The sequence below is a fragment of the Caballeronia sordidicola genome (assembly GCF_001544455.2).
GTDB classification, from domain to species: Bacteria; Pseudomonadota; Gammaproteobacteria; order Burkholderiales; family Burkholderiaceae; genus Caballeronia; species Caballeronia sordidicola.
This window is the reverse complement of record NZ_FCOC02000032.1, coordinates 38027-60346: the sequence shown is the minus strand read 5'-3', so window position 1 is coordinate 60346 and position 22320 is coordinate 38027. Positions and strand designations below refer to the sequence as shown.

At 61.0% G+C, this 22320-nt stretch carries 20 protein-coding genes; 10 read left to right on the top strand and 10 right to left on the bottom strand.

All coding sequences use genetic code 11. The features are described from left to right. On the top strand, positions 1-244 hold a 244-nt coding region (locus AWB64_RS32100; RefSeq protein WP_208603332.1), incomplete at its 5' end, for a hypothetical protein. Here the strand turns inward: AWB64_RS32100 and purM are convergent. Continuing rightward, positions 226-1296: a phosphoribosylformylglycinamidine cyclo-ligase gene (gene purM / locus AWB64_RS29080; RefSeq protein WP_060858874.1), complete on the bottom strand. Its 1071-nt coding sequence runs from the start codon at positions 1294-1296 to the stop codon at positions 226-228. The genes AWB64_RS32100 and purM overlap by 19 nt on opposite strands. Before the next feature lie 236 nt (positions 1297-1532). Here purM and hda point away from each other — a divergent pair, with 236 nt between their 5' ends. The 6 genes from hda to panB all read left to right on the top strand — a co-directional run bounded on the left by hda (position 1533) and on the right by panB (position 6804). Continuing rightward, a complete protein-coding gene (gene hda, locus AWB64_RS29075) occupies positions 1533-2252 on the top strand; it encodes a DnaA regulatory inactivator Hda (protein WP_060858873.1) in 720 nt (239 codons plus the stop codon). Between the two features lie 74 nt (positions 2253-2326). Next, on the top strand, positions 2327-3013 hold the full coding sequence (locus AWB64_RS29070) for a histidinol-phosphatase (RefSeq protein WP_060858872.1): 687 nt from the start codon (positions 2327-2329) through the stop codon (positions 3011-3013). A gap of 49 nt (positions 3014-3062) precedes the next feature. Beyond that, positions 3063-4586, top strand: a complete 1524-nt coding sequence (pcnB, locus tag AWB64_RS29065; protein ID WP_374728657.1) for a polynucleotide adenylyltransferase PcnB — start codon at positions 3063-3065, stop codon at positions 4584-4586. Positions 4587-4658: 72 nt separating this feature from the next. Beyond that, complete coding sequence (gene folK, locus AWB64_RS29060; RefSeq protein ID WP_060858870.1) at positions 4659-5186, top strand: 2-amino-4-hydroxy-6-hydroxymethyldihydropteridine diphosphokinase; 528 nt, start codon at positions 4659-4661, stop codon at positions 5184-5186. Positions 5187-5225: 39 nt separating this feature from the next. Then, positions 5226-5930 carry a deoxynucleoside kinase gene (locus AWB64_RS29055; protein WP_060858869.1) on the top strand — a complete coding sequence of 235 codons (705 nt, stop codon included), beginning with the start codon at positions 5226-5228 and terminating at the stop codon, positions 5928-5930. Positions 5931-5988: 58 nt separating this feature from the next. Continuing rightward, the gene (gene panB / locus AWB64_RS29050) at positions 5989-6804 is read left to right on the top strand and encodes a 3-methyl-2-oxobutanoate hydroxymethyltransferase (RefSeq protein ID WP_060858868.1); all 816 of its coding nucleotides are present in this window, start codon (positions 5989-5991) and stop codon (positions 6802-6804) included. 4 nt (positions 6805-6808) lie between these two features. On the opposite strand, the gene pabB is transcribed toward panB, so the two are convergent. From pabB to grpE, 5 genes are all read right to left on the bottom strand, one after another. Then, positions 6809-8602: an aminodeoxychorismate synthase component I gene (gene pabB, locus AWB64_RS29045; RefSeq protein ID WP_374728656.1), complete on the bottom strand. Its 1794-nt coding sequence runs from the start codon at positions 8600-8602 to the stop codon at positions 6809-6811. A gap of 4 nt (positions 8603-8606) precedes the next feature. Beyond that, entirely contained in the window at positions 8607-9746 is a 1140-nt protein-coding gene (gene dnaJ, locus AWB64_RS29040) for a molecular chaperone DnaJ (RefSeq protein ID WP_060858866.1), read from the bottom strand. Between the two features lie 331 nt (positions 9747-10077). Then, the gene (gene dnaK / locus AWB64_RS29035) at positions 10078-12030 is read right to left on the bottom strand and encodes a molecular chaperone DnaK (RefSeq protein ID WP_060858865.1); all 1953 of its coding nucleotides are present in this window, start codon (positions 12028-12030) and stop codon (positions 10078-10080) included. A 191-nt stretch (positions 12031-12221) separates the two neighbouring features. Then, positions 12222-12623: a thioredoxin family protein gene (locus AWB64_RS29030; protein WP_060858864.1), complete on the bottom strand. Its 402-nt coding sequence runs from the start codon at positions 12621-12623 to the stop codon at positions 12222-12224. A gap of 25 nt (positions 12624-12648) precedes the next feature. Further along, positions 12649-13230 carry a nucleotide exchange factor GrpE gene (gene grpE, locus AWB64_RS29025; protein ID WP_060858878.1) on the bottom strand — a complete coding sequence of 194 codons (582 nt, stop codon included), beginning with the start codon at positions 13228-13230 and terminating at the stop codon, positions 12649-12651. A gap of 455 nt (positions 13231-13685) precedes the next feature. Between grpE and AWB64_RS32025 the strand changes: the two genes are divergently transcribed. Beyond that, positions 13686-13847, top strand: coding sequence for a hypothetical protein (locus tag AWB64_RS32025; RefSeq protein WP_167353950.1), 162 nt, complete (start codon positions 13686-13688; stop codon positions 13845-13847). On the opposite strand, the gene AWB64_RS29020 is transcribed toward AWB64_RS32025, so the two are convergent. From AWB64_RS29020 to hrcA, 3 genes are all read right to left on the bottom strand, one after another. Continuing rightward, positions 13819-14226, bottom strand: a complete 408-nt coding sequence (locus AWB64_RS29020) for an Hsp15 family ribosome-associated heat shock protein (protein WP_060858863.1) — start codon at positions 14224-14226, stop codon at positions 13819-13821. The two genes, AWB64_RS32025 and AWB64_RS29020, sit on opposite strands and share 29 nt — an antisense overlap. A 9-nt stretch (positions 14227-14235) precedes the next feature. Then, positions 14236-15303, bottom strand: coding sequence for a ferrochelatase (gene hemH, locus AWB64_RS29015; RefSeq protein ID WP_060858862.1), 1068 nt, complete (start codon positions 15301-15303; stop codon positions 14236-14238). Between the two features lie 165 nt (positions 15304-15468). Continuing rightward, the gene (gene hrcA / locus AWB64_RS29010) at positions 15469-16485 is read right to left on the bottom strand and encodes a heat-inducible transcriptional repressor HrcA (protein WP_056356176.1); all 1017 of its coding nucleotides are present in this window, start codon (positions 16483-16485) and stop codon (positions 15469-15471) included. A 231-nt stretch (positions 16486-16716) separates the two neighbouring features. On the opposite strand from hrcA, the gene AWB64_RS29005 reads away from it, so the two are divergent. Further along, the gene (locus tag AWB64_RS29005) at positions 16717-17619 is read left to right on the top strand and encodes an NAD kinase (protein ID WP_060858861.1); all 903 of its coding nucleotides are present in this window, start codon (positions 16717-16719) and stop codon (positions 17617-17619) included. A gap of 7 nt (positions 17620-17626) precedes the next feature. Further along, a complete protein-coding gene (gene recN, locus AWB64_RS29000) occupies positions 17627-19282 on the top strand; it encodes a DNA repair protein RecN (RefSeq protein WP_060858860.1) in 1656 nt (551 codons plus the stop codon). Between the two features lie 52 nt (positions 19283-19334). Here recN and glnE read toward each other — a convergent pair whose 3' ends face one another. Then, a complete protein-coding gene (gene glnE / locus AWB64_RS28995; RefSeq protein WP_060858859.1) occupies positions 19335-22133 on the bottom strand; it encodes a bifunctional [glutamate--ammonia ligase]-adenylyl-L-tyrosine phosphorylase/[glutamate--ammonia-ligase] adenylyltransferase in 2799 nt (932 codons plus the stop codon). Positions 22134-22320 lie beyond the last annotated feature (187 nt).

Genomic DNA, 22320 nt, shown 5'->3' with positions numbered 1-22320 from the left:
CACTGAGTTGTTCATAGCTTTGTCCCATGCAACATATCCTATTTCAAAGGTGTTGCACTTGTACCTTGAAAACGCCCTTCGTTTCTTTTTCGCCGTTGGAAAAAGAAATGAAGTCCCGCCACGGACAGTGGCCAACAGTGCTAAAAATATCAACGAACAGGGAACGCGCGAAGCCCCAAAAAGCAGGATCCCAAAAGCACCCCCTCCCCCGGCGCCAGCAAAACCTCAAACCACGATAGTCTGAGCCTCGCCCACCCCGGCCTCCCGCACCCGCCCGATCGACCAAACCTGCTCCCCAGCCGCTGACAAAAGCCCCGTCGCGGCTTCAGCGTCGCCAGCATCCACCACAACGACCATCCCGATCCCGCAATTGAATACCCGATGCATCTCCGCATCCGCCACACCGCCATGCTTCTGCAACCACGAAAACAACGGCGGCAACGGCCACGCCCGATGATCCAGCTCAACCGTCAAACCATCGCGCAAAACCCGCGGAATATTCTCGACCAATCCGCCGCCCGTAATATGCGCCATACCCTTCACAGCAATCTGCGACATCAACGACAACAACGGCTTCACATAAATATGCGTCGGCGCCATCAACGCATCGGCAAGCGTCCGGCCATCGAAATCAGCATTCAAATCAGGCTGCGCCCGCTCAATGATCTTGCGCACCAGCGAATACCCATTCGAATGAATCCCCGACGATGCCAGCCCCAAAACCACATCGCCCGGCTTGATGGTCGAGCCATCGATAATCTTGCTCTTCTCCACCGCGCCAACCGCAAACCCGGCCAGATCGTATTCGCCATCGGGATACATGCCCGGCATCTCAGCCGTCTCACCGCCGATCAACGCGCAACCGGCCAGCTCGCAACCTTGCGCAATGCCCTGCACCACGGTCGCGGCCGTATCTACATCAAGCTTGCCGCAAGCAAAATAATCGAGGAAAAACAGCGGTTCAGCACCTTGCACGAGAATGTCGTTGACGCTCATGGCAACCAGGTCCTGGCCAACGGTGTCGTGCTTGTTCAGCTGAAACGCAAGACGCAGCTTCGTGCCAACGCCGTCCGTTCCGGACACGAGCACCGGCTCCTTATAACGTTTGGGCACTTCGAACAGCGCGCCGAATCCGCCGATTCCCCCCAATACGCCGTCGCGCATGGTTTTCTTGGCAAAAGGCTTGATCCGGTCGACAAGCGCGTCGCCGGCATCGATGTCCACGCCCGCGTCGCGATAGGACAAACCTTGGGCGGGGGCGCCCGTGCGCTCTGGGGCGGATTTCGGTTGATTCATGGGGGATCGGCGAGAAGGTCGGTAAAATGAGATTTTAACCGATGCCAGCCGCCCAGCCGGATTTCCCGCACTTCGCGTCGCCGGCTCAAAAGCACCGCTCCACTTTTTTTGAGACCCGCGTCCCTTCGGCGCGTGTCTCAACCCTGCGCTCAACGCCTTTTACCCCGGTCATGCCGGACATCGGCCAAGCTGAGCGAGCCGTTTTTCAAGACACGCCCTGACGGAACCGATTGCCCGTGCAACGCCAACTGACGCTCGATCTCGGCACGCCGCCGCTTGCCACCTTCGACAACTTCTTCGCCGCCGGCAACCACGAACTGGTCACGCGCCTGCGCGGACTCGAAGGCGAACTCGCCGCGGGCCCCGTGGCCGACCGCACGTTCTACGTCTGGGGCGAAGCGGGCAGCGGCCGCAGTCACCTGCTGCAGGCGCTGATGCACGAAGCAAACGGCCGCGGGCGTTTCCTGAGCCCGCAAGCGCCGCTGGCCGCGTTCACCTTCGATCCGAAAGCGACCCTCTACGCCATCGACGACTGCGAACGCCTGTCCGGCGCGCAGCAAATCGCGCTTTTCAACCTGTTCAACGAAGTGCGCGCCCATCCGGCGAGCGCGCTCGTGGCAACCGGTAATGTGGCGCCGCTGGGGTTGTCGGTGAGAGAGGACTTGCGCACGCGCCTGGGCTGGGGACTGGTCTTCCAGCTCACGCCGCTCTCCGACGAAAGCAAGGGCGCCGCTCTGAAACATGCGGCGCGCGAACGCGGTATCGATCTGGCGGACGACGTGCCGGCCTACCTGCTCACCCATTTCCGGCGCGACATGCCAAGCCTGATGAAACTTCTCGACGAACTCGACCGGTTTTCGCTGGAACAAAAGCGTGCGGTCACGCTGCCTTTGTTGCGCACGATGCTCGCCAAGAAAGACGACGAAACACCGCGCCCGCAAACCGAGCTTTTCTGACCACGCACCGTCACTCCACGCGCTCACGAGCGGCCCAAGAACGCTTCCATCCGCTTCAAGTAAAATGCGCTTCCATGAACCTAGCCCTATTTGATCTCGATCACACCCTCATCCCGACGGATAGCGACCACGAATGGGGTCGCTTCATGGCGAGGCTCGGCATTGTCGATGCTGAAAAGTTCGCGAAGCAAAACGACGCGTTCTATGCGCAATACAAGGCCGGCACGCTCGATATCCACGCGTACCTGAACGCCCAGCTTTCCCCGCTGGCGCTGCATCCGCGCACGCGCCTGGACGACTGGCACGCGCAATTCATGCGCGAAGTCATCACGCCGGCCATCCAGCCCGCCGCGCTGGAACTGGTGCGCAAACACCAGGAAGCAGGCGACCTGTGCTGCCTCGTCACCGCAACCAACGCGTTCATCACCGCGCCGATCGGCCAGGCGTTCGGTATTGACGCGCTGATCGCGTGCGAAGTCGAAACAGTCGACAATATCCCGAACGGCGAGCTGACCGGCCGCCCAACCGGCACGCCGAGCTTTCGCGAAGGGAAGATCGTGCGTACCGAAATGTGGCTGGCTTCCATGGGAAAAAGCCTGAGCGACTTCGAACACAGCTACTTCTACAGCGACTCGCACAACGACATTCCTCTGCTCGAGAAAGTCACCGACCCGATCGCGACCAATCCTGACGACACCCTGCGCGCTCACGCGCAAGCCCGCGGCTGGCGCATCCTGGAAATCTTCTCCCCACGTGATTAAAAAACTCATCCGCAAGCTGTTCGGCCAGGAAAGCGCCAAAGAGGACGCTCTGGCGACCGCCCCGCTCTCCGACGATGTAAAACCCGCCCGCAAGAGCACGCGCAAGAAGGCTGCGCCAGCCGCGGCCAGGCGCGATCCCAACGTGCCGGTGATACTGCCGGCGGATGTGCATGGCATCGACCCGTCGCTGATTTCGAAGAACGCGATTCGCGTGACCGAAGGGCTGCAGCAAGCCGGGCATCGGGCGTTCATTGTAGGCGGCGCGGTGCGCGACCTGCTGCTGAACGTGGCGCCGAAAGATTTCGACGTTGCAACAGACGCCACGCCGGATCAGGTGCAGAAGCTGTTTCGCCGGGCGCGCATTATCGGCCGGCGGTTTCAGATCGTGCACGTGCAGTTCGGGCAGGACATCATCGAGACGTCGACGTTCCGCGCGCTCGTCGATACCCCCGCCGACGCGCCGCCATCGCCGCCTCCGCCGCGCCTGAGACGCGGCGAGATGGACACGCGCACGCACGCGGTCGACGCAAGCGGCCGCGTGCTGCGCGACAACGTATGGGGCGAACAGCACGAAGACGCGACGCGCCGCGATTTCACCATTAATGCCATGTATTACGATCCGGCCACGCAAACCGTGCTGGATTATCACGACGGCATGGCCGACGTCCGCGCACGCCTGCTGCGCATGATCGGCGATCCCGCCACGCGCTACAGGGAAGATCCGGTGCGCATGCTGCGGGTCGTGCGCTTTGCGGCAAAGCTCGGTTTCGAGATTGAGCCGGCCACGCGCGCGCCGATCGCTGAACTGGCCGACCTGATCAGCAATGTCCCGGCCGCGCGTCTGTTCGACGAAATGCTCAAGCTGCTGCTCTCCGGCCACGCGCTCGCGTGCCTCACGCGGCTGCGCGCGGAAGGCTTGCATCACGGTGTATTACCGCTGCTCGACGTCATCTTCGAATCGGCGCACGGCGAGAAATTCATCACGCTGGCGCTCACCAATACCGACGAACGCGTGCGCGCGGGCAAGGGTGTATCGCCGGGATTTTTGTTTGCCACGCTGCTCTGGAACGACATGCAGTCGCGCTGGCAGCAATACACGCTCGCCGGCGAATTCCCGGTGCCCGCGCTGCATCGCGCGATGGACGACGTGCTCGACATGCAGACCGAAAAGCTTGCTATCCACAAGCGGTTTTCATCGGATATGCGTGAAATCTGGGGCCTGCAACATCGGCTCGAAAAACGCTCCGGCCGCAGCGCCATGAAGCTGCTGGAACACCAAAGGTTTAGAGCGGGTTATGATTTCCTCCTGCTCCGGTGCGAATCGGGCGAACTGGATGCATCGGTCGGGCAGTGGTGGACGGACTTTATCGCTGGAGACACAGCCGCGCGAGAGTCACTGCTGTCGCAAGGCGGGAAGGACCGGGCGCCCAAGAAACGACGGCGGCGTAGCAGTAACGCCAAAAGCCGCGGGCCGGGCACCGGAATGGAGGGCGGCGCGAGCGCGGGGGACACATCGGCTCGTGAAGAACGTGATGTGCGCGAAGAGCGCGACGTGCGGCATGGCGACGATTGACACGGCCCGCACGCGTTTTTGAAAACGCATTCGCGTCATGTTTCGCCGAACGACAGTCGTAGGATTCATGCCATGACGGTAGCTTATCTGGGCCTGGGCGCAAACCTTGGTGATGCGCGCCAGACCCTGAAAGACACAGTGGTGTGTCTTGCTCAGCAACACACAATCACCGTGCTCGCGAAATCGAGCCTCTATCGCACCGCGCCCATCGACGCCGGCGGCGACGACTACTTCAATTGTGTCGTCAAGATCGATACCACCCTGCCCGCGCGACATCTGCTGCGGCTGTGCCATTCCATTGAAGAACACTTCGGGCGCGAGCGGCCTTATCGCAATGCGCCGCGCACGCTCGACCTCGATATCCTCCTGTTCGGAGACTCCTGCATCGAGGAAGCCGATCTGGTGATTCCGCATCCGCGTCTCACGGAGCGCGCGTTCGCGCTCGTGCCGATGATCGAACTCGATGGCGAGATTGTCATTGCCCAACGCGGCCGCGCCGATGCGTTCCTGGCGTCCGTCGCAGATCAACGCATCGAAAAAGTGGCGACGCATCAGTGCCCGCTTTTCGCCTCCCGCTGCACTTCGCGTCGCGAAGCCTGAACGCCTTCTGGCGGAAAGCCTCACAACCATGAGAACTCCATGAGCACGCCGCTTACCGTCACCGCGCCGCATTTGCGCCCGCCGCACCGATACATTGCAATAGAAGGCCCGATTGGCGTTGGCAAGACCACGCTCGCGCGGCTGCTCGCGGAGCGCTGGTCCATGCGCACGTTCTTCGAACGCCAGCAGGAAAATCAGTTCCTCGAGCGGTTTTATCGCGACAACACGCGTTACGCGCTCGCCACGCAATTGCAGTTCGCGTTGCAGCGCGCGCAGCAGGCGCAGGAAATCGGCGCGGCGCTCGTGGGCGGTCCCGGGCATCTCGGACAGACGGCGGGCGCACCGCTCATCACGGATTTCATCACCGAGAAAACCGCGCTCTTCGCGCGCCTCACGCTACCCGACGACGAATTCGAACTGTTCCGCGCGGTGTCGGCGCGCTTCAATGCGCCGGCGCCCGCGCCCGATCTGGTGGTGTATCTGCAAGCCAGCCCCGAAGCGCTGTTCGCGCGCATCCAGAAACGCGCGATACCCATGGAACTGCAAATCCCCGATGCCTATCTGCGCGCCCTTTGCGACGCCTACAATGATTTCTTCTATCACTACGACGCCACGCCCTTGTTGACGGTGAGCGCCGAGCATCTGAATCCGCTGGAATCGGACGCCGATCTGGCGCTGCTGGTCGACCGTATTGAAACCATGCGCGGGCGCAAGGAATTCTTTGTCAAGGGCACGTCACTCTAAATCCGTCCGGGCGGCGCGACAGCGTGCCGTCTCCTATCTCGTCGATGTGGAAATTGCCATGGCGTATTTGCAGGAAACCAGCCGCGCCGCGATCACGGTCCCGAAGCTTCGGACCATGCGCGAAGCCGGCGAAAAGATCACGATGCTGACGTGTTACGACGCAAGCTTTTCTGCCTTGCTGGACCGCGCGGGCGTGGATGTGCTGCTGATTGGCGATTCGCTTGGCAACGTGTTGCAGGGGCACGGCACCACGTTGCCCGTGACGCTCGATGACATTGCGTATCACACGGCTTCGGTGGCACGCGGGAACAGGAATGCGCTGGTTGTATCGGATATGCCGTTCGGCACCGTCGGCTCGCGCGAGGAAACGTACGCGAACGCCGTGAAGCTGATGCGTGCGGGCGCGCAGATGGTCAAGATCGAAGGCGGAGAATGGTCGGCGGACATCGTGCGGTTCCTGGTCGACCGGTCCATTCCGGTTTGCGGCCACGTTGGCTTGACACCGCAATCCGTGCACGCGTTCGGTGGCTTCAAGGTGCAAGGAAAAACCGATGCCGGCGCCGAGCAGATGCGCCGCGACGCATTGGCGTTTCAGCAGGCCGGCGCGCAGTTGCTCGTGATCGAGGCCGTGCCTACATTGCTCGCGCGCGAGGTGACGGAACAGTTGGTTATCCCGACAATCGGCATTGGTGCCGGGATCGATTGTTCAGGACAAGTGCTCGTGCTGCATGACATGCTCGGGATTTTCCCCGGCAAGCGTCCGCGCTTTGTTAAGGACTTCATGCAGGGACAGCCGAGTATTTTCGCGGCCGTGGAAGCGTATGTGCAGGCCGTGAGAGATAAAACTTTTCCCGGGCCCGAGCATACGTTTTAAAGGTTTAGCTTTTGCGCTTCAACCGCGCAGCTACCGCGCCGCGCAGCGCGTTGCAAATCATCAGCGCTTCTGCGCGGTTCAGGTCGTCGGCCGTCAACGCGTGCTCTTGCGCGTTCAACTCTTCCAGCAAGACACCGCGCATTACTCCAGGCAAGACGCCTGAGTCTAGCGACGGCGTTTTCCAGCGGCCATCGAGCTTCAGGAACACGTTCGATCGTCCGCCTTCCGTCAGTTCGCCACGCTCGTTGAAGAACAACATGTCGAATGCGCCTTGCGCCTCGGCTTCGCGCCACGCGAGGTCATAGTCTTCGCGCGATGTGGTCTTGTGCATGAGCAATGGATCGCCGGAAGAACGCGGCCCAAAGCCACAGTCCGATGCCAGCAGTACATTCACCGCTGGCTCCGGCAACGGCGCAAGCGGCGCGCTCGTGAGGTTTATTTCGCCACTCTTCGCCAACGCAATCCGCAACCGGTACGGCGCGTCGGCTTCAAACCCGGCGATGGTTTCATCGATACGCGCCTCCAGCATTATCCGGTCAAGCGGGAAGCCGCACCATCCGGCGCTCGAAGCCAGCCGCGCCAGATGCCTGTCCCAGCGGCGAATCCCGTCTTGCTTCGTCGCAAACGTGGTTTCGAAGAGTTGAAAACCCGGATCGGAACCCGTCAGGAATCGCGCTTTCAACTGACACTCCTCGTATTCGTCGGCGGCGTTGCTATCCAGCACGATCCCAGCGCCAATACCCATCCTGCCCCGGCCGTGCTGAATTTCGAGCGTGCGGATCGGCACGGACAAACAAAAATCATCGCGTTCATCCAGCCAGCCGATAGCGCCCGTATAAATGCCTCGCGGCGTGCTTTCGAGCGCGTCGATCAGTTGCATGGTCTTGTGTTTCGGCGCGCCCGTAATCGAACCGCAGGGAAGCAATGCGCGCAGGATATCGGCGAAAGTCGTGCGGGGACGCAAGCGCGCCTCTACCGTCGAGGTCATTTGCCACATCGACTTGTACGCTTCCACCGAAAACAGCTTCGGCACATGGACGCTCCCGGTGACCGCCACACGTGACATATCGTTGCGCAACAAATCAACAATCATCACGTTTTCAGCGCGATTCTTCGGATCGAGCCGCAGCCATTCCGGATCGACACTGCGCGGCGCGGTGCCTTTCATGGGCCGGGCACGAATCACATCACCGTCACGTTCTATGAACAATTCAGGCGAGCAAGACAGCACCTTCCGCCCATCGGGCATCGCGATCAACGCGCCGTAGCGCACGGGCTGCCGCTCCCTCAACCTTCGGTACAACCCGATTGCCGAGCCAAACACACTGAAGGCGAGTCGAAACGTGTAATTGATCTGATACGAGTCGCCGGCGTGCAGCGCTTCCTGCACGCCCGCGATGGCCTGCTCGAACGCATCGGGCGTCACGCTCGACTCGATGTGCGCGACACCCGCCACCGACGGCCGATCTGCCGAGCCGTTGTCGTTTTCGGCAAGCCATTGATCCGCCTCATTCCGCGAGAGCTTTGTGCACTCGCGGAACAACAAAAAGCGCAGCGCGGCATTGCCGGGCTGCGCCAACTGAAGGTTGCGGCCAAATTCGTAGTCCGCCAGCACGACGGCATGCAATCCGTCGCGCAAATCGTGCTGGACGCCCGCACATACGGTGTCGAGTTGCGCGGCATCGTGACATGCCCGTTCGCGCACGAAGCTGGCGTAAAGGCGACTCGACCGCCTTTCGGCGGTCGAGTCGCAATCGTCGAGCAGCGCGAAAACCTCGCTGCGTTGCTGCATGGTCAGTGCCTCAATCGAAGAAACTCTTGACCCGGTCGAACCAGCTCTTGCTTTGCGGGCTATGACGCGCGCCGCCTTCGGTCAGCGAACGTTCGAACTGCTTGAGCAGGTCGCGTTGCTGGTCGGTGAGCTTGACCGGCGTCTCGACCTGTACATGCACATATAGATCCCCGGCAATGCTCGAACGCAATCCCTTGATACCCTTGCTGCGCAGACGGAACGTCTTGCCGGACTGCGTGCCTTCCGGCACGGTGAAGCTCGCACGGCCCGCCAGTGTTGGCACTTCGATCTCGCCGCCAAGCGCCGCCGTGGTGAACGGAATCGGCATCTGGCAATGAAGGTCGTCGCCGTCGCGCTCGAACACCGAGTGCTGCTTGATGTGAATTTCGACGTACAGATCGCCGCTCGGACCGCCATTGATGCCCGGCTCGCCGTTACCGGACGAACGAATTCGCATGCCGTCGTCAATGCCAGCCGGAATCTTCACTTCCAGCGTCTTCGTTTCCTTTACCTTGCCCGCGCCATGGCAATGACCGCACGGTTCAGGAATATAGGTGCCGGTGCCGTGACATTTCGGGCAGGTTTGCTGGATGCTGAAAAAGCCCTGCGACATCCGCACGGTGCCTTGTCCGTGACACGTCGGACATGTTTCCGGCTTCGTACCGGGCTTCGCGCCCGAGCCTTTACAGATTTCGCAATTGACCCAGCTCGGCACGCGAATTTGCGTGTCGTAGCCGTGCGCGGCCTGCTCCAGCGAGATTTCCATGCTGTAGCGCAAATCCGCGCCACGATAAACCTGCGGACCGGCGCGCCCGCGCGCCGCACCCGCGCCACCGCCGGCGGCCTGGCCAAAGATGTCGCCGAATATATCGCCGAAAGCATCGGCAAATCCGCCGAAACCCTGCTGGCCCGCGCCCATGTTTGGATCGACACCCGCATGGCCGTACTGATCGTACGCCGCGCGCTTTTGCGGATCCGAGAGCATTTCATAGGCCTCCTTGGCCTCCTTGAAACGCTCTTCCGCATCCTTGCTATCCGGATTGCGGTCGGGGTGATGCTTCATCGCAAGCTTGCGATACGCCTTCTTGATTTCGTCGTCGCTCGCGTTCTTCGCGACGCCCATAACCTCGTAGTAATCCCGTTTCGCCATATCGGTTCCGCGCCACCGTGCCCGATCTTTCCGATCAAGCCGACAGCTCCCTCTTGGATGCCTGGAGTCTTGCGACTCGTGTGATTTGTCGACGCCCCGCCTTTGTGCGATTTCGCCCGGTCAGCAAACAACCGGCGCGCATGAGTCGTACAAAGCGCAGCGCCCTCTAAAAAACAACGTGCCCGGGGAGCCATTTGGCTCGCCAGGCGCGTTCTTTGTCCTTGCGCTCAACGTCTCGCAAGACATCTTCCGTCGCGGTCCCGCACGCAGCCGAAGCTGCACGGGACCGGTTCAACTTTCGCCGAAGACACGCTTGCGCGGTTCAATCGACTTAGTCCTTCTTCACTTCCTTGAAGTCGGCATCGACAACGTCGTCGTGCTGCTCCGGCGCCGCCTGTTGCGCACCCGGGCCGCCTGCGCCCGCTGCTGCCGCGCCCGCCGCACCTTGCGCCGCAGCCATGTCGGCGTACATCTTTTCGCCGAGTTTCTGCGATGCGGTCGACAGCGTTTCAATCTTCGCGTCGATTGCGGCCTTGTCGCTCGCCGTGCTCTTGAGCGCTTCTTCAAGATCCTTCAATGCAGCTTCGATCTGTTCCTTTTCAGCCGCTTCGATCTTGTCGCCGTACTCAGCCACGGCCTTCTTCGTGCTGTGCACCAGCGCGTCGCCCTGATTGCGCGAGTCAGCCAGTTCACGCAGACGATGATCTTCGTCGGCGTTCGCTTCAGCGTCCTTCACCATCTTCTCGATCTCGGCGTCCGACAAGCCCGAGTTCGCCTTGATGACAATCTTGTTTTCCTTGCCGGTTGCCTTGTCCTTCGCGCCGACGTGGAGAATGCCGTTCGCGTCGATGTCGAAGCTCACTTCGATCTGCGGCGTGCCGCGTGCTGCCGGCGGAATGCCTTCGAGGTTGAACTCGCCCAGCAGCTTGTTGCCCGCCGCCATTTCACGTTCGCCCTGGAACACCTTGATGGTCACGGCGCTCTGGTTGTCGTCGGCGGTCGAATAGACCTGTGCGTGCTTGGTCGGGATGGTCGTGTTCTTGTTGATCATCTTCGTCATCACACCGCCAAGGGTTTCAATACCCAGCGACAACGGCGTCACGTCCAGCAGCAACACGTCTTTCCGGTCGCCCGACAGAACCTGACCCTGAATGGCGGCGCCAACAGCCACGGCTTCGTCCGGGTTCACGTCGCGGCGCGGTTCCTTGCCGAAGAATTCCTTGACCTTGTCCTGCACCTTCGGCATACGCGTCATACCGCCGACCAGGATGATGTCGTCAATATCGCCGACCTTCACGCCTGCATCTTTAATAGCGACGCGGCACGGTTCCATGGTGCGCTCGATCAGTTCCTCGACCAGCGACTCGAGCTTCGCACGCGTAATTTTCAGGTTCAAGTGCTTCGGACCCGACGCGTCGGCCGTGATGTACGGCAAGTTGATTTCAGTTTGAGCCGCCGAAGACAACTCGATCTTCGCTTTTTCAGCCGCTTCCTTCAGGCGTTGCAGCGCAAGCACATCCTTCGACAGGTCGACGCCTTGTTCCTTCTTGAACTCGCTGATGATGTAGTCGATGATGCGCTGGTCGAAATCTTCACCGCCCAGGAACGTGTCGCCGTTCGTGGAGAGCACTTCGAATTGCTTTTCACCGTCGACATCGGCGATTTCGATGATCGACACGTCGAACGTGCCGCCGCCCAAGTCGTACACGGCAATCTTGCGATCGCCCTTTTCGTTCTTGTCCAGGCCGAACGCCAACGCGGCGGCGGTCGGTTCGTTGATGATCCGCTTCACTTCCAGACCGGCAATACGGCCTGCATCTTTCGTTGCCTGACGCTGGCTGTCGTTGAAGTACGCCGGAACCGTAATCACGGCTTCCGTCACTTCCTCGCCGAGATAATCTTCAGCGGTTTTCTTCATCTTGCGCAGCACTTCAGCCGAGATTTGCGGCGGCGCCAGCTTTTGATCGCGGGCTTCAACCCAGGCGTCGCCGTTATCGGCGCGCACGATCTTGTAGGGCATCAGCGCGATGTCCTTTTGCACTTCTTTTTCGTCGAAACGACGGCCAATCAGCCGCTTGACCGCGTACAGCGTGTTCTTCGGATTCGTCACCGACTGACGTTTCGCCGGCGCGCCGACGAGGATTTCGTTGTCGTCAACGTAAGCGATGATCGACGGCGTGGTACGCGTACCTTCCGCGTTTTCGATCACTTTGACGGAATTGCCTTCCATGATCGCCACGCACGAGTTCGTTGTGCCCAGATCGATCCCAATGATTTTGCCCATTTTTATCACTCTCCTGACTTTGATCGCAGCGCATCCGTTTTTCCGTTTCGACGCGTTTGTCATCGATAAACGCTGCCGGATGCCCAAAATTTAACCCTGTACGCCAAATAAGAGCGTTCGCATGGTTTTCAAGACCAAAAACCCACGCAAACTCGACTTTTTTCAGCCTGTCTGCAACTTTTTTCGCGCGTTCAGCTCAGGTGCTTCATGTCGAGCGCCCGGATTTTCTCCCGGGCGGCCGCCACGGCGGCTTCAAACTGGCCGAGTCCATGCCAGCCGGTCGCCCGTCCAAGACGCTTGCCGCGGTAGAAAAAGAACCACGTGGGAACGCCGTGCAGCATGAAACGCCGGCCAAGCTCCCGATGCTCGTAGACATTGCTGTGAAACCACTTCAATCCGAGCGCCCGGATTTCGCCTGGCTTGGCGAGCATCGCTTTTTTCGCGATCTCGCAATTGAAGCACTCGAAGCCCCAGAAGAACACAACCGCAAGCTCGTCTTCCGCCGACGCCAGGCCGGCGTCGAACATGTCGGCGCTCAGTTCCTGCATGTCGAAAACGGAAAACGCCGTGGCGTCGACCGGAATATTGACCATGACGGCGGAGCTCGGAGCGGTACGTTTACTTCGGCGCAGCCACGGTTACGAGCGCCGGCCGCAAAACGCGATCGGCGATCACATAGCCTTTTTGCAGCACTGACACGACCGTGTTGGCTTCCTGATCCGCCGGCACCATCGAAATAGCCTGATGACGATGCGGGTCGAACTTTTCGCCAACCGGATTCACCTCGATGACGCGGCCCTTTTCCAGCGCGCCGGTCAATTGGCGCAGCGTCAATTCGACGCCTTCGCGGACCTTGGCGAGATCCGTCGAGGAATGCACGAGCGCGGCTTCCAGGCTGTCGAGCACTGGCAGCAGATTTTCGGCGAAATTTTCGATAGCGAACTTATGTGCCTTCTGGACGTCTTCCTGCGCCCGGCGCCGCACGTTTTCCGTCTCGGCTTTCGCGCGCAAGAACTCTTCTTGCAACGCTGCAGCCTTGGCCTGGGCTTCGGCGAGAAGCGCCTCGGTTTCGTTCACGTCGACGGCGTCCGTTGCCGCGCCTTGTATTTCTGGCGTGTTCGGCTGCTGTGTGTTTTGAGCCGCCGTTTCGTCGACGGGCGTGGGGTTCTGACTCGCGGAGTTGTCTTGCGTGTTTTCCATGTCGCTTGAGATCTTTGCTATGGGTGAAAAACGAATGAAATCGGAGACAGCGTTGCGGCTCCGACCCATCAAAAAAACTGCCGATGATAACTGCCGGTCAACGTTGCAAAAACACAACTACTGCAACGCCTCATTGGTCCAGATGATCGAGGACTCAATGTGTCCGTCCCAAAAGCGCACTTGAGGCTCGAATGAGCGTTTTCAAGGGGTTGCGTAGTGTTTCAGGGGTCATTTCTATAGTGTGGAAACGGCCCGTTACAACCATTTTTAACCGGTGATCAGATTCAGATTGAGCCGCCCGAATACGTCGCCTACACTTCGATCATGCCTTCGGAAGCGCTAGTTAACCCTAATCTTACGAAAGCCGGAATCCAAGCTTTTTAATCGCTGAAGTGAGCTTTTGAGCCAACGTCAGCGCCTGAACGTCGAGCCGCTGCGTTGCCACGAGGAACACCATGAGACTAACCTTTGCTATTGCGGTGGTCGCGTTGGTGCTCGTTGGCGGCACAACCACCATCTGCATGTCAGGCGCGGTAAACGATCACAACGTGGAGTACGGCGGTGTGTCCGCGACCATGGACAGCCTGTTCAATCAGCACCTGAAAGTTTGTCGATAATGCGCCGGTCGCGTTTGGTCGGCCGCCCCTGCAGCGCGGCGGCCGGTTCACGATAAGTCTTTCTGCGTTCGTTCTCCGCCACGCGCTTTTCCCGCCCGGCATCGGTTTCCTTGTAAAGCGTTTGCGCCACCGTTGCGGGACCGCGCACTTCGCAAATCCCCAGCACGTCGACCTGCCAGAGCACATGCTCGATCTCGATCTCCACCAGATCGCCGACCCGCACGTCCTTCGATGGTTTCACGCTCGCGCCGCCAATCCTGACGCGGCCTTTCTCCACCGCGTCGCTCGCCAGTGAACGTGTTTTAAAGAAACGCGCGGCCCATAACCATTTATCGATGCGAAGTCGCGCGCTGGAATCCGTGGAAATAGCGTAGTTCATGGCGAAACCTTATGCCGCCGCGCTCAAGGTCTGGGGCGCTTGAACCGGCCAGCCTTGCAGATGCTGAGCCAAGATTTCTCCAAGCGCCTTGATCCAGGCCGGCGATGCATTCAAACAGGGAATCCGGTGAAATTCCCTGCCGCCGGCGTTCAGAAACTCATCGCGTACTTCAATTCCAATTTCCTCGATGGTTTCCAGGCAATCCGACGTGAATCCCGGGCAAAACACGTCAACGCGTTTCGCGCCCGCAGCGCCAAGTTCCGCAAGCGTAGGCGCGGTATAGGGCTGCAGCCATTCAGCGCGGCCAAAACGTGACTGGAACGTTACCCGGCATTCGACCGGCGAAAGCCCGAGGCCAGCCATCAGCAATGATCCCGTCTGTTGACACTGGTCGTGATAAGGATCGCCCAGGTCCATGGTCCGCTTGGGAACACCGTGAAAGCTCAGCACCAGCCGGTCTCCCGACGCGAAGTCAGGCTGGCCGTGCTGGTGCCAGTATTCCCGAACCTGCTCCACCAGTGCGCCGATATACGCCGGATGATCCGCGTACTGCCGGATAGTGCGCAGTTCCGGCTGATTGCGCACGCGCTTCAGCGCGTTGAAGGCGTCGTCAAAAGCCGTGGCCGTGGTCGACGACGAATACTGCGGATACATGGGCACGAGCAGCACGCGTTCGGCGCCTTCCAGCTTGAGCTGGTTCAGCATGGCCGGAATGCCCGGCGAACCGTAGCGCATCGCGTAATCGACGATCACGTGATAGTCGTTCACTGCAAACAGACGCCGCAACGCTTCAACCTGTTTTTCCGTGTAGACCCGCAACGGCGAGCCTTCGGGCAACCAGACCTGGGCATATTTCCTGGCCGAGGCTCGCCCGCGAAACGGGAGGATCGCCAATCGCAGGATCACTTGCCACGCGAGCGCCGGAATTTCCACCACGCGCGGGTCCGAAAGGAACTGGGCGAGGTACTTGCGCACCGCCTTGGGCGTGGGCGCGTCCGGCGTGCCGAGGTTGATCAGCAGCACGGCAACGCGATGCGAAGCGGAAGGCTGCGAGGGCAACTCGAGGTCGTAGCGCATGGAAGAGAAGCTCGGCAAGCCAGCGTGATTAAGTAAAACCCATTATAGCGGCGCGTTTCGGAACGCAACATCGGCCGAACGGCCTAGTGGCGCGGCGGCTTGCGACGGGGCAAGATGGGTTGTCGGACGGAGGTGGCGGGATTTACCCGCCCTTGCGGGACCGTCTTATTGTTGGCTGAGCGAGAGGGACAAAAGCCGCGCGGTGATATCGACTATTGGAATGACGCGGTTGTACGCCATGCGCGTGGGTCCGATCACACCAAGCGTGCCGACAATCTTTCCGTTCACTTCATAGGGCGCGGTGACCACGCTCATTTCTTCGATTGGCACGAGATTCGACTCGCCGCCAATGAATATCTGCACGCCTTGCGCGTGGCTCGACACGTCGAGTAATTGAAGGAGACTCGTCTTTTGGTCAAACACGTCGAAAAGCTTGCGCAGCCGCGCCATGTCGGAGGAAAGATCCGCCACTTCCAGCAGATTGCGCTCGCCGGAAATCAGCAAGGTCTCGCCGGGATCGGTCTCGTCAACGCTCGCGGCCACCGCTGCCTGCATCAGCGTGGTCATGTCGCCGCGGAGCGCGTCGATTTCCTCGCGAAGTCGGCGGCGCACTTCGTCGAACGACAAACCGGCAAAATTCGCGTTGATATAGTTCGACGCCTCGGTGAGTTGCGACGGCGAATAGTCGCGCTGGGTCGCCATGATTCGGTTTTGAACGTCACCTTCAGGCGTGACGATGATCAGCAGAATGCGCTTGTCGGACAGCCGCATGAACTCGATCTGCTTGAACATGTGGCTGCGGCGCGGCGTGAGAATGACGCCCGCGAATTGCGACAGGTTCGACAGGACGCTCGCGGCAGCCGCCACGATCTTCGCCGGTTCGCCGCCTTGCAGCTTGATCTTGACCGCGGAGGTCATGGCTTCGTCGTCGGTGGTTTCGACGGTCAGCATGGTGTCCACGAAGAGCCGGTAGCCGCGAGGCGTGGGAATCCGGCCAGCCGAAGTGTGCGGACTCACGACCAGCCCGAGGTCCTCCAGATCCGACATTACGTTGCGGATGGTGGCCGGGCTGAGTTCGAGGCCGGAGTAACGCGACAGTGTGCGAGAACCGACCGGCTGACCTTCGGCGATGTATCGCTCGATCAGCGTTTTGAGGAGGGTCTGGGCACGTGGGTCTAGCATGGGGAAATTTTAGCTCAACGTGGTGGGCGCAGCGAGCGCGATGACTGAAGAAACAAAAGGGAACGCCCCTTTTTCATTCATTCGTCATCAATTCATGTTGCACATCATTCTAACGAGAATTCTGCGAAACGCCGGGGCACAGCACAGGAGGACCGTCGCCAAGGCAAGCTCAAGGCAACCCGGACCTGGCCCACGGTTCTTTTCAACACTCACCTATGGTGTAATGCCGCCATGGATATTGGCACCCAATTCAAGACCGTCGCGCTCGTGGGGCGCAACAATACGCCCGGCATCAGGGAGCCGTTGACGGCGCTCGCCGCTTGCATCGTGAAGCGCGGGTTCAACGTCGTGTTCGAAGCCGAAACGGCTCAGGAAGTCGGCGTGACCGACTATCCGGCGTTGACCGCGCCCGAGATCGGCGCCCGCGCGGATGTGGCGGTCGTGCTGGGCGGCGACGGCACCATGCTTGGCATCGGCCGGCAACTGGCGCCGTACCGGACGCCCCTCATTGGCGTGAATCACGGACGGCTTGGCTTCATCACGGACATTACGCTCGCCGAAATGCAGGAACTCGTTCCGCAAATGCTGGCTGGCAGTTTTGAGCGCGAGGAGCGGACCTTGCTCGAAGCACGCATCGTCCGGGACGGCCTGCCGATCTACCACGCGCTGGCATTCAATGACGTCGTGGTGAATAGAAGCGGCTTTTCAGGCATGGCGGAACTGCATGTTTCCGTGGATGGCCGCTTTATGTACAACCAGCGCTCGGACGGGTTGATCGTGGCTACCCCAACCGGATCGACTGCTTACGCGCTCTCGTCCGCCGGCCCGATCCTGCACCCGCAACTGGGCGGATTCGTGCTCGTGCCCATTGCGCCACATTCGCTTTCCAACCGGCCGATCGTCCTGCCTGACGATTCGAGCGTTGAAATCCAGATCATCGGCGGGCGGGACGTGAACGTGAACTTCGACATGCAGTCGTTCACCGCCGTGGAACTGAACGACACAATACAAGTGCGGCGTTCGCGGCATACCGTGCCAGTGCTGCATCCGGTGGGATATAGCCACTACGCCACACTGCGCAAGAAGCTGCACTGGAACGAATATCCCTCGCACGAAGACGCTTCGAAACTCTAAGACGCCCATGCTCCGCCATTTATCGATTCGGGACTTCGTCATTGTTTCCGCGCTCGACCTTGAGTTCGAGCGCGGCTTCACCGTGTTTTCAGGTGAAACCGGCGCGGGCAAATCGATTCTTATCGACGCCCTCGCGCTTACGCTCGGTGCTCGCGCCGACGCCAGCATCGTGCGCACCGGTGAAGCGCGCGCGGACATCACCGCCGAGTTTTCCACGCACCAGCAAGTCGTGCAGTGGCTCGACGAGCATGCGCTCGCGACGGGAGACGGCGACACGGTCATGCTCCGGCGCGTGGTGGATTCCGGCGGCCGCTCGCGGGCCTTCATCAACGGCACGCCGGCTACCCTTGTGCAATTGCGCGAGTTGAGCGAAATGCTCGTCGATATTCATGGCCAGCACGCACATCAGCTTCTGATGCGCCCCGACGCGCAGCGCGAACTCTTCGATACCCACGCCGGACTGCTGGAGACCGCGCAAAAAGTGGCCAGGACACATCGGGTCTGGCGTGACGCAACCCACGCCGTGGAACTGGCGCAAAACCGCGATCGCGAATTGCAACTGGAACGCGAGCGCCTCGCATGGCAACTGAGCGAGCTCGACAAGCTCGCGCCGCAGCCAGGCGAGTGGGAGGAAGTGAGCGCGGAGCATCATCGGCTGTCGCATTCGGCGAGCTTGATCGATGGCGTTCAGGGCGCATTGAACGCACTGTCGGAGTCGGACGAAGCCATGATCACGCAGCTTGCCGCCATTGTGTCCCGGCTGCGCGGCCTGGCTGACATCGACCCCGCGCTTGCGGACGTACTGGCGTCGCTCGAACCTGCCGAAATCCAGCTACAGGAAGCGTCGTATTCGCTGTCGCATTACGCCCAGCGGCTGGAACTCGATCCGAACCGTTTGGCGCAGGTCGAGCACAGGATGGATCAATTGCATTCGACCGCGCGCAAGTTCCGGATGCAACCGGAAGCGCTGCCGGAAGAACATGCGCAGCGGCGCAGCCAGTTGGCCGCGCTCGATGCCGCCACCGATCTCGACGCATTGCGCGCCGCCGTATCGAAAGCGAAAGAGGCTTATCTGGCCGAAGCGACGGTCTTATCGAAGGCGCGCGCGACGGCTGCGAAGTCGCTGGGCAAGGCAGTCACCCAGGGAATGCAGGAATTGTCGATGATCGGCGGGAGTTTCGAAGTCGCGCTCGTGCCGCTCGCCGAAGGCGGCGCGTACGGACTCGAACAGATCGAATTCCGCGTGGCGGGTCATGCAGGTGTGACCCTACGGCCGCTGGCGAAAGTCGCATCGGGCGGGGAACTCGCGCGGATCAGTCTCGCGCTGGCGGTCATTGCGAGCACGGCCAGCCCGACACCCACGTTGATTTTCGATGAAGTGGATACCGGAATTGGCGGAGGTGTCGCGGAAGTTGTCGGGCGTTTGCTGCATCAGCTCGGGCGCGACCGGCAAGTGCTGTGCGTCACGCATTTGCCGCAAGTCGCGGCGCGCGGCGATCACCACTTTCAGGTAGCGAAGACCGGCGATTCGGCGGGCGGTACGGTCAGCACTGTTACGCCGCTCGATAAATCGAAACGCGTGGAAGAAGTCGCGCGCATGCTGGGCGGGCTGGAAATCACGGCCACTACGCGCAAGCACGCGAAGGAAATGCTGGCGGCGTGACATTGCCGCTCTGCCATGGCGACTGGTCAGAGCGGCAAACCAACTTACTGACTTACTCGAAAACCCGCTTCCAAAGCCCGCTGACAGCCTCCCGTTCAGCCGCGACCACATCCGGTTCCACACGCGCCTTTTCCATTCCGTCGAGCCTGAGCGTGTGCTGCAACTTCCTGTAGCGCCGATAAGCCGCGGCCACTGTTTCAGCCTCGGCGGCGCTCATCAGGCCAAATCGGGCGGCGTGACCCAACAGCGAAATATTGCCGAGATTGCGCACAAATTCGCCGTCTTCGCGCGAGTGCAGCAGCACCCAGAACTGCACGATAAATTCAATATCCACCATCCCGCCGCGATCATGTTTCAGATCGAAGAGCCTGCTTTTGTTCGGATGTCCGGCATACACGCGCTCGCGCATCGCGACAATTTCCTGCGCGAGGGCACTGGCGTCGCGCGGCATGGTCAGGACGTGAGCGCGAATCGCTTCGAAGTGCGCGCCGATCCCGGCGTCGCCGGCGCAATAACGCGCACGCGACAACGCCTGATGCTCCCACACCCAGGCCGTATTCGCGGCATCGCCTTCACGAATCTGGTAGCGCCGGAACGATTCCAGGCTCGTCACCAGCAAGCCGGATTCGCCGTTCGGACGCAAACGCAGATCGACATCGAATAACGTGCCGGCGCCCGTTGCCGTTGTGAGCCACGTGACCAGACGGCGCGCGAACATGGCGTAGATATCGCTCGCGGAATCGTCGGGGTCGTCGTGGAGAAAGATCAGGTCAAGGTCCGACGCATAGCCCAGTTCCTTGCCGCCCAGCTTCCCGTAAGCGATTACCGAGAAGCGCGGCACGTCGCGATGGCGCTTCGGGAACTGCGCCCATACGGTTTCCATGGTGACGTCGAGCACCGCATCGGCGAGCGCCGACAGCAAGTCGCTCACATGTTCGACCGTGATCTTGCCGCTCAAGTCGATCAGCAAAATGCGGAACACTTCGGCCTGATGCGCATGCCGCAGCAAGTCCATTTGCTGCTCGGCGCCATCGGCGGCGGCCATTTGCGCGCGCAACGCCGTGCGGAATGCCTGCCAGTCGAATGGGCTGGAAATGACTTCGTCGTCGAGCAGTTCGTCCAGAAGCTGCGGATGCCGGATCAAATAACCCGCGGCCCAGCGCGATGCGCCCAGCACCGCCAGCACGCGCTCGAGCGCCGCCGGATATTCGGTCAACAACGCGAGGTACGCGCCGCGCCGGCTGACCGCTTCGAGCAGATCGAAGAGGCGCGCGATGGTGTCGCCGCGCCGCTCGGGCGGCTGCGCTTTCTGGGCGGATTCGAGCGCGCGCTGCGCGATGATGTCGAAGCGTTCGCGGCTGCGCTCGGGCAAGCCTTCGTATCGCGTCGATGTCCACACGCTGCGCAGGCGCGCGAGCACGGCGGGCGCGTCGGTGAAACCGAGTTCCGTCACGCGTTCGAGCAATTGCGCTTCGGCGCTGTCGTCGCCGAGCGCGCTGCTCCAGACCCACGACGCCGCCGAATCTTCCGCCACGGCGCAGCCGCCGTCGCCATTCACCTTGTCGGCGAAAATCTGGTCGAACTGGAGCGCGACGCGCGCCCGATGCGCTTCCAGTGCGTCCTTGAGGGCATCGTAATCAGGGAAATCCATCGCGCCAGCGATCGCCGCGCGATCTTCTGGCGAGACCGGCATGGCGTGGGTCTGCGCGTCGTTTCTATATTGCAGCCGGTGTTCGAGCTTGCGCAGAAACAGGTACGCCTCGGTAAGTTCGCGGCACACCGCCGCCGATATCAGCCCGTGCGCCTCTGCCCGGCTCAGCACGGACAAGGTCGGGCGAATCCGCAGATCGGCGATCTGGCCGCCCCGGATCAACTGGAAAACCTGCGCGCTGAATTCAATCTCGCGAATTCCGCCGCGGCCGAGCTTGATGTCGTCGGCTTTGTCGGGGCGCATGGAGGCACGGCGCTGCGCTTCCTGGCGAATCTGGACATGCAGCGAACGGATGGCGCTGATTACGCCATAGTCCAGATACCGTCTGTAGATGAACGGCGTGGACAACGCTTCGAGTTGCTTCGCGAGCCGTTGCGCCGCTTCGCTTGTCCCCTCCGACACCAGCCGCCCCTTGATCCACGCATAGCGTTCCCACTCGCGGCCCTGCACGTAGAAATACTCTTCGAGCATGCCAAGTCCGCAAGCCAGCGGACCGGCGTCGCCGTTTGGACGCAGGCGCATGTCGACGCGAAAGACGTAACCGTCCTCCGTCACCTCGGCCAGCGCGCCGATCAGCTTGCGCCCGAGCCGCGTGAAATACTCCTGCGTCGATAAAGCCGCGCGCTCGCCGCCCATCGTTTCGCCATCGTCTTCGTAGACGAAGATCAAGTCGATATCCGACGATACGTTCAACTCACGTCCACCGAGTTTTCCCATGCCCACCACGCCGAGCGTCAGGCGTTGTCCATCGGGCCCGCGCGGCTCGCCGAACGTCGTTTCAAGATCCGCCGACAACACCGCCAGCGCCCGCTGAATCGTCAACTCGGCAAGATCGGTCATGGCGCCGGTGACTTCGGCGACATCGGCGAGACCAGCCAGATCGCGTTCCATCACCGTGCAGAAAACTTCGCCCCGGAGCTTGCGCAATGCGGTCTTGAGCCTGGCTTCGTCGAACCGGGCGCCGCCAGCGCAAACGTCGCACAACGCGTCCAGGCGCTCCTCGATCCACGCGCGGCGAACCGGCGCCTGCGACCATTTCGCCACCTGCACCGGAAGTTCGGGACGCGCGGCGTACAAGCGCGCCGCGTAGTTGGAAGCGCTGGCGCTCAGCAGCACATTCGGCGGATCGGCGTCGGTCATGAAAGGTCGGGCTCAGTCATTGCTCGTAAAACGTGTCCGGCAGTCCGCCGGGGCTTTTGTGACAAAGTGCGCAAGGGGAAAGGTCCATCCGGCGCGGCTTGGCGGGCGCATGGTAGCGTCTCCCCGCAGTTTTTTGAACTGCGCGCTGTGTTACATTTCCACGTCAAATCTCGAAAACCTACCATAT

Excerpts from the sequence above, each read along its gene's own strand:
- purM (WP_060858874.1), bottom strand. The coding sequence starts at position 1,296 with ATGAATCAACCGAAATCCGCCCCAGAGCGCACGGGCGCCCCCGCCCAA.
- AWB64_RS29070 (WP_060858872.1), top strand. The coding sequence starts at position 2,327 with ATGAACCTAGCCCTATTTGATCTCGATCACACCCTCATCCCGACGGAT.
- folK (WP_060858870.1), top strand. The coding sequence starts at position 4,659 with ATGACGGTAGCTTATCTGGGCCTGGGCGCAAACCTTGGTGATGCGCGC.
- AWB64_RS29055 (WP_060858869.1), top strand. The coding sequence starts at position 5,226 with ATGAGCACGCCGCTTACCGTCACCGCGCCGCATTTGCGCCCGCCGCAC.
- panB (WP_060858868.1), top strand. The coding sequence starts at position 5,989 with ATGGCGTATTTGCAGGAAACCAGCCGCGCCGCGATCACGGTCCCGAAG.
- dnaJ (WP_060858866.1), bottom strand. The coding sequence starts at position 9,746 with ATGGCGAAACGGGATTACTACGAGGTTATGGGCGTCGCGAAGAACGCG.
- dnaK (WP_060858865.1), bottom strand. The coding sequence starts at position 12,030 with ATGGGCAAAATCATTGGGATCGATCTGGGCACAACGAACTCGTGCGTG.
- AWB64_RS29030 (WP_060858864.1), bottom strand. The coding sequence starts at position 12,623 with ATGGTCAATATTCCGGTCGACGCCACGGCGTTTTCCGTTTTCGACATG.
- grpE (WP_060858878.1), bottom strand. The coding sequence starts at position 13,230 with ATGGAAAACACGCAAGACAACTCCGCGAGTCAGAACCCCACGCCCGTC.
- AWB64_RS32025 (WP_167353950.1), top strand. The coding sequence starts at position 13,686 with ATGAGACTAACCTTTGCTATTGCGGTGGTCGCGTTGGTGCTCGTTGGC.
- AWB64_RS29020 (WP_060858863.1), bottom strand. The coding sequence starts at position 14,226 with ATGAACTACGCTATTTCCACGGATTCCAGCGCGCGACTTCGCATCGAT.
- hemH (WP_060858862.1), bottom strand. The coding sequence starts at position 15,303 with ATGCGCTACGACCTCGAGTTGCCCTCGCAGCCTTCCGCTTCGCATCGC.
- hrcA (WP_056356176.1), bottom strand. The coding sequence starts at position 16,485 with ATGCTAGACCCACGTGCCCAGACCCTCCTCAAAACGCTGATCGAGCGA.
- AWB64_RS29005 (WP_060858861.1), top strand. The coding sequence starts at position 16,717 with ATGGATATTGGCACCCAATTCAAGACCGTCGCGCTCGTGGGGCGCAAC.
- recN (WP_060858860.1), top strand. The coding sequence starts at position 17,627 with ATGCTCCGCCATTTATCGATTCGGGACTTCGTCATTGTTTCCGCGCTC.
- glnE (WP_060858859.1), bottom strand. The coding sequence starts at position 22,133 with ATGACCGACGCCGATCCGCCGAATGTGCTGCTGAGCGCCAGCGCTTCC.